The sequence below is a fragment of the Paenibacillus oceani genome (genome assembly GCF_014705615.1).
Classification (GTDB): Bacteria; Bacillota; Bacilli; order Paenibacillales; family NBRC-103111; genus Paenibacillus_AB; species Paenibacillus_AB oceani.
Genome location: NZ_JACXJA010000003.1, coordinates 104929 through 120699 on the forward strand (window position 1 = coordinate 104929; position 15771 = coordinate 120699).

Sequence of the window (15771 nt, forward strand, 5' to 3'; positions counted from 1 at the left end):
ATGGAGCGTGTGCCTCTGTTAAGAAGCGAGAATCAGAAAAGAAGGCGGAATGTTACCGTCCTCGTTGTACTCGGGCTGTTCATCGTCACTGCCTTTATGATCAGTATGAACACCGGTTATATCCGGCTTTCTCCGGTGGAGCTGATTCAGACGTTATTCGGGATGGGAACGAAGAAGCAATCGCTCATTTTGTTCGAATTCCGTCTGCCGCGCATCGTCATTTCGCTGCTGATCGGCGCCGGACTCGCCGTCTCGGGCTGTATCATGCAAGGGATATCGCGCAATGCGCTCGCCGACCCGGGTATACTCGGGATCAACGCGGGAGCGGGATTAACCGTGATGATGTTTATATCGTTTTATCCGGCGACGGCGGCCGCACCGGTCTTCATGCTTCCGATCGTCGCGCTGGTCGGCGCGGGGCTGACCGCGATTCTGATCTACTCGCTGGCGTACAAGCGGCATCACGGCATAGCGCCGATCCGGCTGCTGCTGACCGGTATCGCCGTGGCCGCAGGGATTAGCGCGGCGACGATCGTCATGACGCTGAGACTTAGCCCGGAGAAATATCAATTTGTTGCGACATGGATGGCCGGAAGCATCTGGGGTGCGAACTGGAAGTTCGTGCTTGCGCTGCTGCCGTGGCTCGTCGTATTGCTGCCGTTCGTCTTCTACAAGGCGCGCGTCATGAATGTGCTGAACCTGGGGGATCAGACGGCGACCGGGCTTGGCGCGCCGGTGGAGAAGGAGCGGCTCGTCCTGCTTGCGGCAGCCGTCGGTCTTGCCGGCTCCTGCGTAGCGGTGAGCGGCAGCATCGGCTTCGTCGGGCTGATCGCCCCGCATCTCGCACGCCGCCTCGTCGGTCAGAAGCATCAGATGCTGCTGCCGGCCGCCGCGCTTGCCGGTGCGCTTTTGGTCATTACGGCCGATACGATCGGTCGCTGGATTTTACAGCCATCGGAAATTCCAACGGGGATTGTGGTGGCCGTGATCGGGGCGCCTTACTTCCTGTATTTGCTGGCCAAATCGAAATCTTAATTGGGAAAGGAGCGGAAGCATGGCATGATCCGGCGTTTTTTTTCCTACTATGCGCCTTACAAGAAGCTATTCCTGCTCGATTTCGGCTGCGCGGTACTCGCCGGGCTGCTGGAGCTGTTCTTCCCGCTTGTCGTGAACCGATTCGTCGACGATCTGCTGCCGGGCGGCAAGTGGGATATGATCTTGCTCGCGTCCTCCGGCTTGCTGGTGCTGTATATCGTCAATACGTTTTTGCATTACATCGTCAATTACCGGGGGCACATGCTCGGCATCAATATCGAGACGGATATGCGCAAGAAGCTGTTCGACCATATTCAGAAGCTGTCGTTCCGTTTCTTTGACAATACGAAGACGGGGCATCTGATGTCGAGGCTGACGAACGATATGATGCAGATCGGCGAGATGGCCCATCACGGGCCGGAGGATCTGTTCATCGCCGTCATGACGCTGACCGGCTCGTTCACGCTGATGATGCTGATTAACTGGAAGCTGGCGATTCTTACGTTCGTTATCGTTCCGGCGATCATCTGGATGGTCGTCTACTTTAATGGCAAGATGACGAAGGCGGTGCACCAGCTGTTCTCCGACATCGGCGATTTCAACGCCCGGGTGGAAGACAACGTAGGCGGCATCCGCGTCGTGCAGGCGTTCTCGAACGAGGAGCATGAGAAGAAGCAGTTTGCCGTGAACAACGGCCGGTTCCGCAAGACGAAGCTGCTGTCCTACAAGCTGATCGCCAAAAACGGCTCGATCAGTTATATGATGATGCGTTTCGTGACGCTGTTCGTGATGGTGTCCGGAACGTGGTTCGTTATCCGGGGCGAGCTGACCTACGGCGAATACATCGGCTTTCTGCTGCTGACCAACGTCTTTTTCCGGCCGATCGAGAAAATTAATGCGATTATTGAAAGCTACCCGCAAGGGTTCGCCGGATTCAAACGGTATGTGGAGCTGCTGGAGACGGAGCCGGACATCGCCGATGCTCCGGATGCGGTCGAGCTTGGGGAGCTGAAGCGGGAAATCCGCTTTGAGAACGTTTCTTTCGGGTACGACAGCGATTCGCGCGTGCTCCGTAATATCGATCTGACCATTCATAAAGGGGAAACGATCGCCTTCGTCGGTCCTTCGGGAGCGGGCAAGACGACCTTGTGCAGCTTGCTGCCGCGGTTCTACGAAGCGGCATCGGGGGCGATCTCGATCGACGGCGTCGACATCCGGAACCTGAAGCTGAACTCGCTGCGCCAAAATATCGGCATCGTGCAGCAGGACGTATTCCTGTTCTCGGGGACGATCCGCGAGAACATCCTGTACGGCAAGCTGGGAGCGGCCGAGGAGGAGATATGGGAAGCGGCCCGGCGCGCGCGGCTCGACGAGTTCATCCGGGCGCAGCCGGAAGGGATGGACACCGTCATCGGCGAGAGGGGCGTGAAGCTGTCTGGAGGCCAGAAGCAGCGGCTGTCGATCGCGCGGATGTTTCTCAAAAATCCGCCGATTCTGATTCTGGACGAAGCGACCTCGGCGCTCGACACGGAGACGGAGGCGATCATTCAGCAGTCGCTCGCCGAGCTGTCGCAAGGGCGCACCACGCTCGTCATCGCACACCGGCTCGCGACGATTAAGAACGCCGACCGGATCGTAGTCGTGACCGAGCGGGGCATTACCGAGCAGGGGCGCCACCAGGAGCTGGTCGCGGCCGGAGGCGTGTACAGCCGGCTGCATCAGGCGCAGTTTGGCACGTAAGCGGTGCGAGAGCGGGAGATGAGCGGGAGATGGTCCCCGGCAATATTAGTTGCAGGTGACCCAACTGAAACAGGTGCGGAACGGGCCTGTCCCCAAAAGGGTTGCGGGACGCGGGAACGTCCCCATCTCCAAACGAAAGGACTTCAACTTCCACGGTAAAGTGGAGGCTGAGGTCCTTTTCTCAAGTGAAAACAGTTCGCGGTCGGGCTCAAAAAGTCGCAATATAATTGGGGGGACGCCCCTTTCTTGTTGCGGGAGCGGAAGGTTCAGGTGCTCCGCCGTGCAGGGCGGGGCCGGAGGGAGGGTGAATAAGCCGAATAAGAGCGGTTTGTACCCCTTAATTTGTCCGAAACCGGCTTGTGCGGGGAAATAAGAGCGGTTTACAGCTTCTATATTCCGCGAAAACGGTGCCGACTCCGCTTGGTGGTTAAAATAAGGGGTGCAAACCGCCGTTATTTGCTTCTCTTCCGGTGATAAGACGAAAATAGCGGACGCCAAAGGCTCTTATTATCCCAGCTAGTCTTCTCTTACCTTCCAACTTCCTGGAACACGGACCCCAACCCCCCCCCATACTCCCTTACTCCAAAACTCCGCTCCCGGGACAAAGACGCTACTCTAAATTCCAGCTATTACTTCGCCGTATCTCCGTCCGCGGGCAAGCTGTAGCGGCCGTGAAGCCGCCAGATCAAGTCTCTGCGGCTCGTCACCCCTGTCTTGGCGAAGATCGCCTTGAGATGATCCTGCACGGTGTAACCGGAGATGTGCAGTGACCCGGCCAATTCTTTGGTCGACAATCCCCGCAGCACCCCTTCCAGCACCTGCTTCTCCCGTGCGGACAACCGGTAGGCATCCGTCATATACGGAAGAATATCCGAAGGTCGGGACGCTTCGATCGTTACCGCTAATTGACAAGTACCCGTACCGGCTGCCCCGAACAGCTTGCTCGCTCTCAAGGTGAGATACTGGCCGTCCGGCGCGCTCAGACACACTTGAGGCTTCGGCGGTTGCAATTGCGCGGTATGGCCGCCGTCCATGGCACGCATACATACCGCGCGCACCGGCCGGGGAAGCGTGTCCGGGCCGATTCGCTCCCGGGACCGCAGCATCGCGAGCCAATAATCGGCTTCGGCGTTGGCGGAGAGCAGCTCGAGCCGTTCGGACAGCAGCGCGATGCCCGGCTCCCGGACAGCGGCAGGCTTCGGCCGTCCTGCGGGCGGCTGCAACCCGTTCGTATGGCGGACCCCGTCGGTCAGGCAAGGAAGCAGCGAGACGATGGCGGCGACCTCCTCTTCCCGGAAGAGCGGACTGCCGCTGCGACGGTACAGCGACAAGTGTCCCCAGCATGTGCCCTCGTGTACGAAGACGGCACGAAGCTCGTCTGTGAAGCCCGCAGGGCGGAGAATGTCGCGGTAGCGGGCGCTTCCAGCGGGCTCACCGCCGGTGGCCCCGCTAAGCGTAGCGGCCGGACTCGCGGAGGCGGCAAGCGATTCGAAGGCATTGACATCGTCCTGCCTATATTCGTTCTCAAACAATAAATGATGGATCGCTTCGACCGATTCGTCCGTAACCGCACCGGTGGAGAGATGCGTCTGCGGATCGACGGTCGTACAGCAGGCTGCATCGAACGGCACGGCAAGCCGAAGCTTCTCCAGCATGGCAGATCTGTAATCGTGCGAAGATCCGATCCGGTCCGCTAACGCGCATAGTTCCCTTTTGACGGATTCGGTTGCAATAGGCATCATGTGATCACCTGATCCTGATCGAGTTAGATTCGGCATGGCAGACGATAATCGGTTGTGCGATGGATTGGCGGGCCGAGAAGCCGAAGGCCTCCGTAAAGTCTCCAGAAGCCTCCTGAAAGCCCACGGTCCGGTGCCGGCGAGAAGACGGACAAGCCGCCTCCGTTCCTTCATCGCGCTCCATCGCGTTTCGAAACCCCAGCTTTGTGGGATTGTCGTCCGATTCGTTCCCCATATAATTGAGAATAATTCTTAGTTATAGTTTAAAGCATAAGCGGGGGGCTGTCATCATGAAGGAGTCCAAAAGTATGCCAACGATCCCGACATCCTTGCTCATGCTGACGGCGATCTGTATGGGGGCGTTCCTTTCTCATTTTACCGCGGGCGTCATAGGTGTCTCGCTGCCGCAGCTGACGGGGCCGTTCCAGGCGGAGGTCGGCGAGGTTCAATGGATCACAACGGGATGTTTGCTCGTTATTACGATACTGCTTCCGTTTATGGGGAAGCTGGGGGACCGGTACGGCCACCGCCTCATTCATAATTCGGGTTATGTCCTGTTCACAGTCAGCTCCGTGCTGGCCGCGATGTCGCCGAGCTTGCCGGTGCTCCTGACGTTCCGGATCATCCAAGCAGCTGGAGCCGCCATGTTCCAGGCGACGAACATCGCCTTGATAACCGTTCACATGCCGCACGGGAAAAAAGGTCAAGCGCTTGGCTACGTCAGCACGGCGGTAGCGCTCGGAGCGATGACCGGACCGCTTGCGGGCGGGTGGATCACCGGAAGCCTCGGCTGGCGGTGGCTGTTCCTGATCCACGTCCCCGCCGCAGCGGCGGCGACGCTGCTCGCGCTCCGGTATATCCCCGGCCGCAGCCGGGAGCATAGCAGATCCGGCGATACCGGCGGCAAAGGTTCGCTAACCGGCGATACCGGCCGCCAAGCTTCGTTAACCGGCGTGCTGCTGCACAGCCCGGGCGTTTTATCCGGCTTGCTCATTAGCTGTGCGGCGTTCCTGCTCGCCAATACGGTTTTGGTCGTTATGCCGTTTTACTTCTCGGGCGAAGCCGGCATATCCCCCGCTATGGCCGGGTATATGATGACCGCTTATCCGATCCTGCTGGCGCTAGCGAGTCCGGCCGCCGGTCGCGGTTCCGACCGCTTCGGCTCCGCGGGGTTCATCGCGGCCGGGCTGCTGAGCATGACGGCAGGAATCGCGATTCTCGCCTTGGCGCTCGACAAGCTGCCGCTGTGGGGGATCGCGGCCGTTCTCGCGCTGATCGGGGCGGGGATGGGGCTGATAGCCTCCCCGAACAACAGCCTGATTATGCGGCTCGTCCCGGCTGGACATACGGGAGCGATAGGCGGCTGGATCGCTTTTACGCGCAACGCCGGGATGGTGCTGGGTGCTTTTCTCGGCTTCGGCGCGCTGGACGGGGGAGCGGGGGCGGAGCGGTATTCGCACGCTTTCGGAGCGGGCATCCTGGTAGGGATTGCGGCCATCGGGGTTTTGGGATACGGCGTCCGGGCGCAGTCGAGAAAACGCGCGCCGTCCGAAACCGGAAACGGAACAGACAGAACGTTAATCGGCGATCGGCAAAAGGAGGCATAAGGCGGCCATGAAGCAGAAAATAGTCATTATCGGCGGGTACGGGCATGTCGGGCAGATGATTGCGAGAGAACTGGGGGAGGCTTACCCGGGGCAGGTGTACGCCGCAGGCCGAAGCATGGAGCGGGCGGAGCGGTTCAGCCGCGATACGGGAGGCAAGGTGAAGCCGATGCAGCTGGATGTCAGGCACTCGTTCGATTCGCAGCTGTGGGACGAGGTCCAAGTGGTCGTCATGTGTCTGGATCAGGCCGACACCGCCTTTGTCCGGTTTTGTCTGGCGAAAGGCATTCATTATGTGGACATCTCGGCCAGCGACGACTTCCTGCAGCAGGTCGAGCAGTTGAACCGCGATGCATACACGGGAAAGGCGACGGTGGTGCTCAGCGTCGGACTCGCGCCCGGACTGACCAATCTGCTGGCGCGGCGGGCGTATCTGCTGCTGGAACGGACCGATTCGATCGAGATCTCGATCATGCTCGGACTTGGCGATCAGCACGGCAAGGCGGCTATCCAATGGACCGTCGATCAACTGGCCGGCGGCTTTACGGACGGCAGACGAACGGATTTCGGCAAGGGGCTCGGACGTAGAACGGCGTACCGGTTTCCTTTCGCGGATCAATATGTGCTGCGGCGGAAGCTGGGTCTGCCGTCCGTGGCCACGAGGCTGTGCTTGGATTCGGCTGCGGTTACCACGCTGCTCGCTTGGCTAAGCGCGTCGGGGGCGACCCGCTTGCTGAAGCGCAAAGCGGTTCGCAACTCCGTCGTCGGATGGCTGCTCCGCAAGAAGCCGGGCGAGGCGAGATGCGCTGTCAAGATCGATGCTCGGGGGATGTGGAACGGCGGGCCCGCCACGGCGGAATGCTCGTTGCAGGGCGGCGAGGAGGCGCGCATTACCGCACGAGTGGCCGCGTATGCAGCGGACGCGTTATTTGGCACAAGCTGGCCGTCCGGCGTGTATCATATGGATGAGTTATTCGATCTCGACCGAGTGCTGACCGGGATCGGAGCAACGGACGCCGCGGACATCCGCTTGAACGGCAGACCATTGTAGGAGGCGCGCCTTGACGATTCACTGCCGCCGGAGGCCCCTTTCCGAGAGAGCAGGTCCCGCCGCGCGGAGGCGGACTGCACCTCAACCGCGTTTGTATAAAAAATGAGTAGAGAATGTGTATTGTGGCGCCAAAAAGATGTGAGATATAATGATCCCGAACGAAAATGAGAATGATTATCATTGCAATTCGACTCTCTTTTCGTACCTTTTTGGTTAGACCTAGGAGTGAACGCGGTTATGGCAAGATCACGTCGCATGCTGGCGGTAGGGATGACGCTTCTGCTCGTTCTGGCGGTAGGTTTGACAGGATGCGGAGCAACCAATAACGAGACGCCGGCAGTTGGCCAGACGGATTCGAACGAGGGGAAAACAAGGGTTGTCAAAGGGGAGTTCGGAGACGTTACGATTCCCGTCAAGCCGAACAAGGTTGCGGGGATTTACGTTGAGGATTATTTGCAGGCGCTCGGCGTAACGCCGGTCGTCCAGTGGTATCATCCGAACTGGGGCAAGCAGGACTATTTGGGTCTGAACGTGCCGACGTTCGATACGACCGGGAGCATCGAGCCGCTGGTCGCGGCCGGTCCCGATCTGATCATCGTCGACGGCGGGGCGGATGTGGCCAAGTACGAGCTGTACTCCAAAGTGGCGCCGACGTATCGTCTACCGGAAGCCGTGCTGCAGAGCCCGCCGGAAATATTAAGGAAAATTGCCGATGTGCTCGGCATCCCGGAGAAAGTCGAAAGCGTGCTGGCGGAATACAATCAGAAAATGACGGATGCGAAGGCGAAGCTTGACAAAGCGGTCGGCGAACAGACGGTGGCGGTCGTCCGGATTAACGTGGGAGACAAATCGCTGGCTCTGTTCGGCATCAATAACCGGTATACCGGCAACATTTACTCCGAGCTCGGACTCGCGCCGCACCGTTTCGTCAAGGAAATGAAGGAGTTCCAGGCCGTCTTGTCCGAGGAGAAACTTCCCGAGCTGGATGCGGATCATCTGATCGTGTTTCCATCCAACGGAAGCTGGACGTCCGAGGAGAACAAGGAAGCGGTCAAGCTGCTGGACAGCCCGCTGTGGAAATCGCTTCCCGCCGTCAAAAACGGGCATGTGTACAAAGCGGAGCGGACGCATTGGCAGTCCGGCGCGATTACGGCCAATAAGATGAAAACGGACGATGTTTTGAAGTGGCTTGTTAAATAAAGAGACATGCCCCGCAGATCGGATGAAGCGGGCAAAGGGAAAGCCGTCAACACCCAGTTGATGAGCTTTCCTTTTTTCTATATACTAATATTTGAAAATGATAACCATTCTCGTTGTAGGTGAGCCAAAATGAAACAGGTAACGGAGCCGGCCTCGTTGGTCCGGACTTTGTTTTATGTGCTGAAGGATATCCAGTATAACGTACGAGCTTCGAAATGGCAGGAGCACGGCAAGAACGGCGGTCATTACACCATATGGGTCATTACCGGAGGTTCCGGAACGATCGCTATCGGCGGCAACCGGCTTCCGCTCGGCCGGGGGACGTGTTGTCTCGCCGCTCCGGATACGGCTGCCGAGCTGACGGCGGGTGAGGACGGCCTGATCTGCTATCGGGTCTCGTTCGAGTCGTGGAGCGTATGCGGGGCAGGACCCGGCTCTGCCTCCGGCCGGAACGAGCCGCCCGGCGGCGGATTTCCGTTTCAGGGAGAAGCGCGGTGTCATCCGTTCTCCACTTGTTTGGACTATTTGGAATCGATCCACCGCCACCGGGATTCGGAAGACGATCTGGAGCAGCTGGACAACCATGTGAGGTTTCAGGAATGGATGCGGTTCCTCTTGGCGCAAAATCGTTCCTCGAGCTATGAAGGAAATATGCGCAAAGCGGTGGAGCAATCGATCGAGGTGATTAAGGAGCAGTACCAGGACGTGTGGACGGTGAACGCGCTGGCGGACCGGGCGAATGTCGCACGTTGGCAGTACTCGCGTCTGTTTAAGGAGCTGACCGGACAAATTCCGCTGGATTACTTGAACGGGGTCCGGATCGACCGCGCCAAAAAGCTGCTGCTGACGACGGACGACCGGCTGTACGACATCGCCCAAAACGTCGGCTTCAATAACGAATATTATTTCAACCGCCGGTTCAAGCAGACGCTCGGGATCTCTCCCGGCCAGTTCCGCCGCCATTACCGGGAAAATGCCCGCGTGTTCGCTCCTTTCCTGGAAGATTTTCTAGTGGCGCTCGGCATTACGCCGGTCGTCGAATGCTCCCACCGCGGCTGGGGGAGACAGGAATACCTCGGCTTGCACGATGTGCCCGTCCTTGACCTGGCGGAGGAGGATGAAGACGATCTATCCCGGCATCACCCGGACTTCATTATGCTGGACAGCGGATTCGACAAATGGATTCCGAACGACCGGCTGGGCCGGCTGGCCCCGACCTTCCATATGCCGCATCCGGGCGAGGACTGGCGCTCGACGCTGCATAACGCGGCGCGTCTGCTCGGGCGGACGGACCGGGTGGAGGAAGTGATCCGGCATTATGAGCAGAAAGCGCGCGACGCCCGCAGCGTGCTCGGCCGGTCGACCCGCGGACAGACGGTCGCCTTTTTACGCATATCGGCGCTTGGCATAAGTCTGTACGCCGGGCCGGACTACGGTTATACCGGGCCGATCCTGTACAAGGATCTGGGGCTTGCGCCGCATTCCCTCGTGATAGAGATGGAACAGGAGACGAGAAAGATGACGTTGCCTCCGGAATGGCTGGAGCGGCTGGATGCGGACCATCTCTTTATTACGTTCGACCGTCGGCATTCCTCCGTGCCGGGAGAGGAACGGGAGATGCTGGAGACGGCTTCGTGGCATGCGCTGCCCGCGGTAAAGCAGCAGTGCGTATACGAGGTCGATTTTATGACCTGGATGAACTACGGGGTGATCTCCAACAGCAAAAAGATCGACGACGTGCTGAAGGTGCTCGCTTGACAGGCAGGGGCATTAGCTTCTGCGGCCCGCTCTTTCGGGGGCGCGCTGTCTGTCGGCCAGCCGGCGTCAAGCGGCGATCGCACCCGCCCTGTACATTCGCGCCGGGAGCCGCGTGCGATCGCTGCTTCCGCTTACGCAGTCGCTTCCTTATCCAAGCGTAGAGCTGGAACAGGGAACGGCTGCGTTTTTGGGTTTAGGAAGCGTTGCCATCTCCAGCAGGCCCTTCGTGTATGGGGCATCTGCCCGAATATTTCCGCATCAGTTCCGCCGTCTGCAGGTCGCCTTCCGTTCCCCGCTCCTCCAATCCGCCGCATACCCGTTCGAACCGCTCCTCGTTCAAATGTTGGCCGAAGGCGAATTTGGCGGTAAGCGAATCCGCCGCCAGCCGCAGGACGGCCACGCCGCGAATACGCGGCATGTAATCCGGATCGGCCGGATCGATCGGCTCGTAGCCGCCTTCGGGCTGCAGCTTGCGCATCAGCGCCCCGAGCACCTCCGCTTTCTCCTCGACGTTTTCTACAAGCTCCGCCTGCCCGCGGATCAGGACGGATTTGAAATAGGCGGTCGCCGGGCAGGCCAGCTTCGGATCGCTGAAGTAGGAAGGGACGATGGCGTATTCTTTGCTGACGGAAAATGCCACTTTACCGCTCGTCCGGATCATCTCCATCTTGTGCCCCGCCTTGCTGCCGTGCAAATAGACCTGATTGCGGTGATAGACGTAGTTGATCGGTACGGCATACGGCCACTCCTCGCCTTGCATCGCCAGCGTTCCGTAGCTCATCTCGCTCATAAACCGGTTAATCTCTTCTTCGGACGTCATCTCGTACGCAGTTCTTCGGATTGTGCTCATACGGTCGGGCCCCCTTCAACTTTTTCTTATCTTAAACAAAAGATTGACAACAGAAAAGCGCCAATTATGATAGAAATCAATAGACCATTAAGGCGTTGGCTGCCGGGTTCGTGATTTTGTTGGCGGATTCGGCTGTGAACTAAAGCCGCGGGAGAGTTGGTTTTGCGCATCTGCGGTTCTTGAGGCGGACGGACCAGTCGAAAGGGAGGAGTCGTGCAAATGACCGATTTTCATCTGCCACTTAATTTATATTTGGAGCGGTATCCGTTGAAATACTCCGCTTTGTATCATGCGTTAAGGGATGCGGTCGCATCCGGCCGGCTGGAGTATGGCATGAAGCTGCCGTCGAGCCGGGAGCTTGGCGGGTTGTACGGGCTGTCCCGCGGCGTCGTCAGCCAGGTGTACGAGATGCTGGCGGCGGAGGGGTACGTCGTGTCCGGAGTCGGCCGGGGGACGTTCGTCGCTTACCGGCATGACCGTCAGCCGGGGGGCGGAGCGAACGTGCAGACCGAATTCGAGCTGTCCGCATGGGGGCGGCGGATGTCCGGGCTGCCGCTGCGCCAGCCGGCTTCCGGGACGGACGGCGACATTCGCTTCGTGATCGGGTACAGCGACCGCAATCATTTCCCCAAGGAGGCTTGGAACCGCACGTTGTACGCCCAGGTGAGGGGGATGCACGGTTCGTATTACGGCGACGGATTCGCTTCGCAAGGGCATCTGGCGCTGCGGGAGGCGATCTGCCGCCACCTGCTTCGGACGCGAGGTATCGAAGCGGTGCCCTCGTCCATCGCGATCGTCAACGGATCGATGCAGGCGATCGCGCTGCTCGCCCAACTGCTGATCGACCCCGGAGACCCGGTCGTCACGGAAAATCCGTGTTATTCCGGCATCTTGTCCGCGATCCGGGCGGCCGGAGGCGAAGCGGTCGCCGCCTGCACCGACCGGCATGGACTCGTTCCGGACGACTGGGAGGCCAAGCTCATCTTCGTCACGCCGAGCCGGCAATTCCCGACGGGAGCGGTGCTCAGTCTGGAGCGGCGGCAGCAGTTGCTCGCCTGGGCGTCCCGGCGGGGAGCGGTCGTCGTCGAGGACGATTACGACAGCGAGTTCCGTCACCTGGGCAGGCCGATCGAGCCGCTTAAGCTGCTTGACCGCGAAGACCGGGTCGTGTACATCGGCACCTTCTCGCTGACGATGATGCACCATTTCCGGATCGGCTATGCGGTGCTGCCGGCGGCGCTCCGGGAGCCTTTTCTGCGGGCCCGTCAGCTGTTCGAGCCGCATCCGACCGCGATCCTCGAGCAGCGGGCGCTCGCCTCGTTTATGAACGGAGGCGAATATGAACGCCATTTGCGCCGGATGGGACGGTTATACAGCCGCAAATTCGAGCTGCTTCAAAGCTTGCTGACGGACACGGAGGAGCTGGCCGAATTGTTCGAGCCGGTGGCCTCCGACGCGGGGCTGCACCTGTTTGCGTTGTGGAAACGATCTGCTGATGAGTATGACCGATTCCGCCAGTTCTGCTACGATTCAGGAGTCACTTGGACGGACGGCACCGGTTATTACCTGGAACGTCCGGTCCCGTCCGCCTGCTTTGGCTTCGCCCATTTGGAGGAAACCGAAATCAAGGAAGGCATCTCCCGGATGGCGGCAGCGCGTACCGCACGATTCAGCGGGGAAGAATTCGGACTGATTCCATGCTCGAAGCGGCAATGAAGGGCATACGGGAAGCTTGGCGGATGACTTGACGGCCCGGCTGGAGAGAGGGAGCGTAAGCCGCAATAGAAGGAGTCGCTTGGCGAGGCTATTGCCGGCAATGCCGTTCGGTCGGTTTGGTTAATTCCAGCGTCGTACCGTCGCCTTGAACCAGGCCAAGCCCGACGGAAGTTTCGATGCTGCTCCTGCGGGAAGGATCGACCTGTGCCTCATCGCCTTCCGGCAGCGCGCCTTGGCTCTGCACGCGAGCTCAGGTCGCCTGCACGAAGATCCACAGCAGTTCCTGGATTTGAATCTATCGTAAGGTCGTCCGGATTGGCGGCACAACAAAAACATCCCGGACCGCTTTCAAGAAGAAAGCGTCGGGATGCAGGGCTGTGAAGACTCCGTCTTCCGGAGCCTCGATTTGGTTGTTGTTCCGTCTGTCGTATGCAAGCGGACGGATGTCCATGCGCAGGTCATTTGCCGATTAGCGTGCCCAGCGACTCGCCCATCTTTACTTTGCTGCCGACGGCGAGGTCGGATCGCGGCACGAAGATGTCGTTCTCGGTTAACAGGACGACGGTCGAGCCGAACTCGAAATAGGCCAGATCGCCGCCACGCTCCAGCTTGTCCGGAAGCGGTTCCGCATACCGGATGCTGCTTACGTTGAGAGCGCCTACCTTAACGACGGCAATCTCTCCGCACTCGTGATCGATATACGTAATCAGCCGCTCGTTCCGGCTTAACACCCGCTTCATCTCACGAAGACCGAAATCGTTGACCGGGTACACTTTTCCTTTGACATGCTCCTTCTCCACAATCGTCCCGGTAACGGGGGAGTGAATCCGGTGATAGTCGGTGGGGCTTAAATACAGCACAAAAAAGAAACCGTTCCGGTAGTTTAACGTTCTTGGGGAACGGTTGAGCAGTTCATCTACGGTATAGTCCTGGCCTTTGACGTTCAGCATCGTGCCCGATTGAATCGATCCCATGCCGGTTATAAGCGCATCCACGGGGCTCAGCAGCGCGTCGGCCCGTTCGGCGAGCGGGCGAAGGCCCGGTTTCAGGCGCCGGGTAAAAAACTCGTTCAGCGACCGGTATTCCCCGATCGTCTTCTCCGCATCCTCGATCGGGATGCCGTAGGATTTGGCGAATTGCGGAATAAAGTACCGGCTTGCCTTGGATTTTGCAAAAGCGCCGGTCATGCGGGACACCCACTTGCGTGAGGAGAGTTCAGTCAATAGTCGAAATAACGGTTTCATTCAGTTTGTCCACCTGTTCCGTTCCCCGTCGTTAAGCGGTCCCGGTGCCGAAGCGGGAAAGCGTTCGGCCGCGCCGCCGGGGGCAATCATACCTTAGTTTGACACAGAAACGAACGAAGCGCAACAAGCGCGGTCCCATGCAGGCGAATCCCGGTCTCGGCCGTTCCGGCGGGAGCCGGAAGACGACTCGTCGGGAGCGGTCTGATCAGCCGCCTGACGCGATATCCTGACGCTCGTTTTTGTTGCTGCGCTTATATTCCTGGCAGGACAGACAGGTAGCGGTATTCGTATGTACCGGGATGGAGCAGCCGGAATACTTGACGCATTGTATCGGCGTTTTGTCTTCGGGATCCAAGGAGATTTGCACACAGAAGCGGCACCCGGAAATTAATTCGTGCGTGACGTTCAGCATCGTCTGCTTCAGCTTGACGATTTCTTTCATATTGTTGCGACTCCTTTGTCGACGTATCGGATCCATGGACACACTCCTGCAATAAACCGGATCGTACAGGCTTAACCCTATCGTATCATACCAAAATGATTATTGTCACTATTTCCCAAATGATCCAGCGCGTTTAATCGAGGTCGGCCGGTCTTTGGAGCATGCGTTCCCGGATCTCCCTCCCGGTGGCGGCAATCGCTTCGTCCAGCGGCGTCGTGGAACCGATGAACGGATGTTTCGCTCCGAACGTATGATCGCCTCCGGCTATGTGAATCCAAGAGACCGACGGAGCGGCCGATACGAGCTTCTCCGATCCGGACCACAGGCTGCGGAAGTCGTCCGTGCCTTGAATGAGCACGAGCGGTACTTGCAGCTGGGAGATGCGGGCGATCAGATCGAACCGGTCGCGGTTTCGCTCCAGATCGTCCGCGATGATCTTCTCAAGCGGCATACGCTGCTTCGTGCGCGCGTTGTCAATGTAGGCGATGCCGTCCTCGCGCATCGCGCGCAGCGCGGGCTCGCCGAATATGGCGGGGAACGACGTCGAGCCGTTCCAGGAGACGACCCCGTCGACCAGCGCCGGTTCATCCAGCGCCAGCACGATCGACTCGCCGCCGCCGCGGCTGTGGCCTACGAGTATGACCCGTTCCGCCACCGGCTGTATGCCCGCCACCGGCAGCTTGCCTTCGCGAACGCGGACGACGACATCTTTTAAATCTTCCAGATCGCCGGTAAACGTTTGCTTTCCGAATTTGTCCAGCTCGTCGAAATCGGTTAGCGATGCCCCGACTCCGTTACGGGACAGATTAAAGCGTATTACATCGAACGTCTCGGCGAGCCGCCCGGCCGCGTAGGGGAACATCCCCCAGTCCTTGAACCCTTTGAAGCCATGCACCAAAATCACGGTCGCCTGCGGGTTCGGGCGCAGCGCCGGGTGGAAATCCCCGCGGATGATCCGCTCCGGTTCTAGCTGATATTGAAACGTAATCGAACTCATAGTCAGGTCCTCCAATTCCATATGTAATCGGATACAGCTTTGGGAATCGATGCGCGAATAAGCGGTCACATTCCCATGCGAACTAACGGATCAAAATGGTTATCGATAAAGCGCGCCCGTGGTATTGAAACGGTTTGCCTTCATTGAAGCATTGCTGCGGAGCTGTGTCAATTTGGCATGCTCCGAAATGGGCGAATCGCTAAAGTATTCGCAGCGTTTGCCGGAAAAGGGGATATTGACAACAACATAAATCGTGTTAAGATAAGGGTGTCACTAGGGGAGCCCGGCAGGGCTGAGATTGGATGTGCGCACATCCTAGACCCTTCGAACCTGATCTGGATGATGCCAGCGTAGGGAAGTGGGACACCTGACCGTTCGAACCGATCGTTTCATTC

General features: G+C 58.9%; 13 protein-coding genes and 1 riboswitch. Of the genes, 7 read left to right on the forward strand and 6 right to left on the reverse strand.

Features of this window, described 5'->3' with window-relative positions; genetic code table 11:
* Together IDH45_RS02290 and IDH45_RS02295 are read left to right on the forward strand one after the other, a co-directional pair.
* Positions 1–1035 (forward strand): FecCD family ABC transporter permease, encoded by a 1035-nt coding sequence (locus IDH45_RS02290; protein WP_190924274.1) that lies wholly within the window; start codon positions 1–3, stop codon positions 1033–1035.
* 24 nt (positions 1036–1059) lie between these two features.
* Complete coding sequence (locus IDH45_RS02295; RefSeq protein ID WP_190924276.1) at positions 1060–2775, forward strand: ABC transporter ATP-binding protein; 1716 nt, start codon at positions 1060–1062, stop codon at positions 2773–2775.
* 629 nt (positions 2776–3404) lie between these two features.
* On the opposite strand, the gene IDH45_RS02300 is transcribed toward IDH45_RS02295, so the two are convergent.
* Complete coding sequence (locus tag IDH45_RS02300; RefSeq protein ID WP_317891124.1) at positions 3405–4517, reverse strand: helix-turn-helix transcriptional regulator; 1113 nt, start codon at positions 4515–4517, stop codon at positions 3405–3407.
* A 287-nt stretch (positions 4518–4804) separates the two neighbouring features.
* Between IDH45_RS02300 and IDH45_RS02305 the strand changes: the two genes are divergently transcribed.
* The 4 genes from IDH45_RS02305 (at position 4805) to IDH45_RS02320 (ending at position 10127) form a co-directional block, all read left to right on the forward strand.
* Positions 4805–6121, forward strand: coding sequence for an MFS transporter (locus tag IDH45_RS02305; RefSeq protein WP_190924278.1), 1317 nt, complete (start codon positions 4805–4807; stop codon positions 6119–6121).
* 7 nt (positions 6122–6128) lie between these two features.
* Complete coding sequence (locus IDH45_RS02310) at positions 6129–7169, forward strand: saccharopine dehydrogenase NADP-binding domain-containing protein (RefSeq protein WP_190924280.1); 1041 nt, start codon at positions 6129–6131, stop codon at positions 7167–7169.
* A gap of 237 nt (positions 7170–7406) precedes the next feature.
* Positions 7407–8369 (forward strand): ABC transporter substrate-binding protein, encoded by a 963-nt coding sequence (locus IDH45_RS02315; protein WP_190924282.1) that lies wholly within the window; start codon positions 7407–7409, stop codon positions 8367–8369.
* A gap of 129 nt (positions 8370–8498) precedes the next feature.
* Positions 8499–10127: a helix-turn-helix domain-containing protein gene (locus tag IDH45_RS02320; RefSeq protein ID WP_190924284.1), complete on the forward strand. Its 1629-nt coding sequence runs from the start codon at positions 8499–8501 to the stop codon at positions 10125–10127.
* Between the two features lie 193 nt (positions 10128–10320).
* Here IDH45_RS02320 and IDH45_RS02325 read toward each other — a convergent pair whose 3' ends face one another.
* Positions 10321–10977: a pyridoxamine 5'-phosphate oxidase family protein gene (locus IDH45_RS02325; RefSeq protein WP_223836317.1), complete on the reverse strand. Its 657-nt coding sequence runs from the start codon at positions 10975–10977 to the stop codon at positions 10321–10323.
* Between the two features lie 219 nt (positions 10978–11196).
* Here IDH45_RS02325 and pdxR point away from each other — a divergent pair, with 219 nt between their 5' ends.
* Positions 11197–12693 (forward strand): MocR-like pyridoxine biosynthesis transcription factor PdxR, encoded by a 1497-nt coding sequence (gene pdxR, locus IDH45_RS02330; RefSeq protein ID WP_190924286.1) that lies wholly within the window; start codon positions 11197–11199, stop codon positions 12691–12693.
* Between the two features lie 88 nt (positions 12694–12781).
* Here pdxR and IDH45_RS02335 read toward each other — a convergent pair whose 3' ends face one another.
* From IDH45_RS02335 to IDH45_RS02350, 4 genes are all read right to left on the reverse strand, one after another.
* Positions 12782–12937, reverse strand: coding sequence for a hypothetical protein (locus tag IDH45_RS02335; protein WP_190924288.1), 156 nt, complete (start codon positions 12935–12937; stop codon positions 12782–12784).
* A gap of 214 nt (positions 12938–13151) precedes the next feature.
* Positions 13152–13937 (reverse strand): archaetidylserine decarboxylase, encoded by a 786-nt coding sequence (gene asd / locus IDH45_RS02340; protein ID WP_190924290.1) that lies wholly within the window; start codon positions 13935–13937, stop codon positions 13152–13154.
* A 205-nt stretch (positions 13938–14142) separates the two neighbouring features.
* Positions 14143–14379, reverse strand: a complete 237-nt coding sequence (locus IDH45_RS02345) for a hypothetical protein (RefSeq protein WP_190924292.1) — start codon at positions 14377–14379, stop codon at positions 14143–14145.
* A gap of 133 nt (positions 14380–14512) precedes the next feature.
* Positions 14513–15376, reverse strand: coding sequence for an alpha/beta hydrolase family protein (locus tag IDH45_RS02350; protein ID WP_190924294.1), 864 nt, complete (start codon positions 15374–15376; stop codon positions 14513–14515).
* Between the two features lie 265 nt (positions 15377–15641).
* Positions 15642–15750, forward strand: a riboswitch (TPP riboswitch).
* Positions 15751–15771 lie beyond the last annotated feature (21 nt).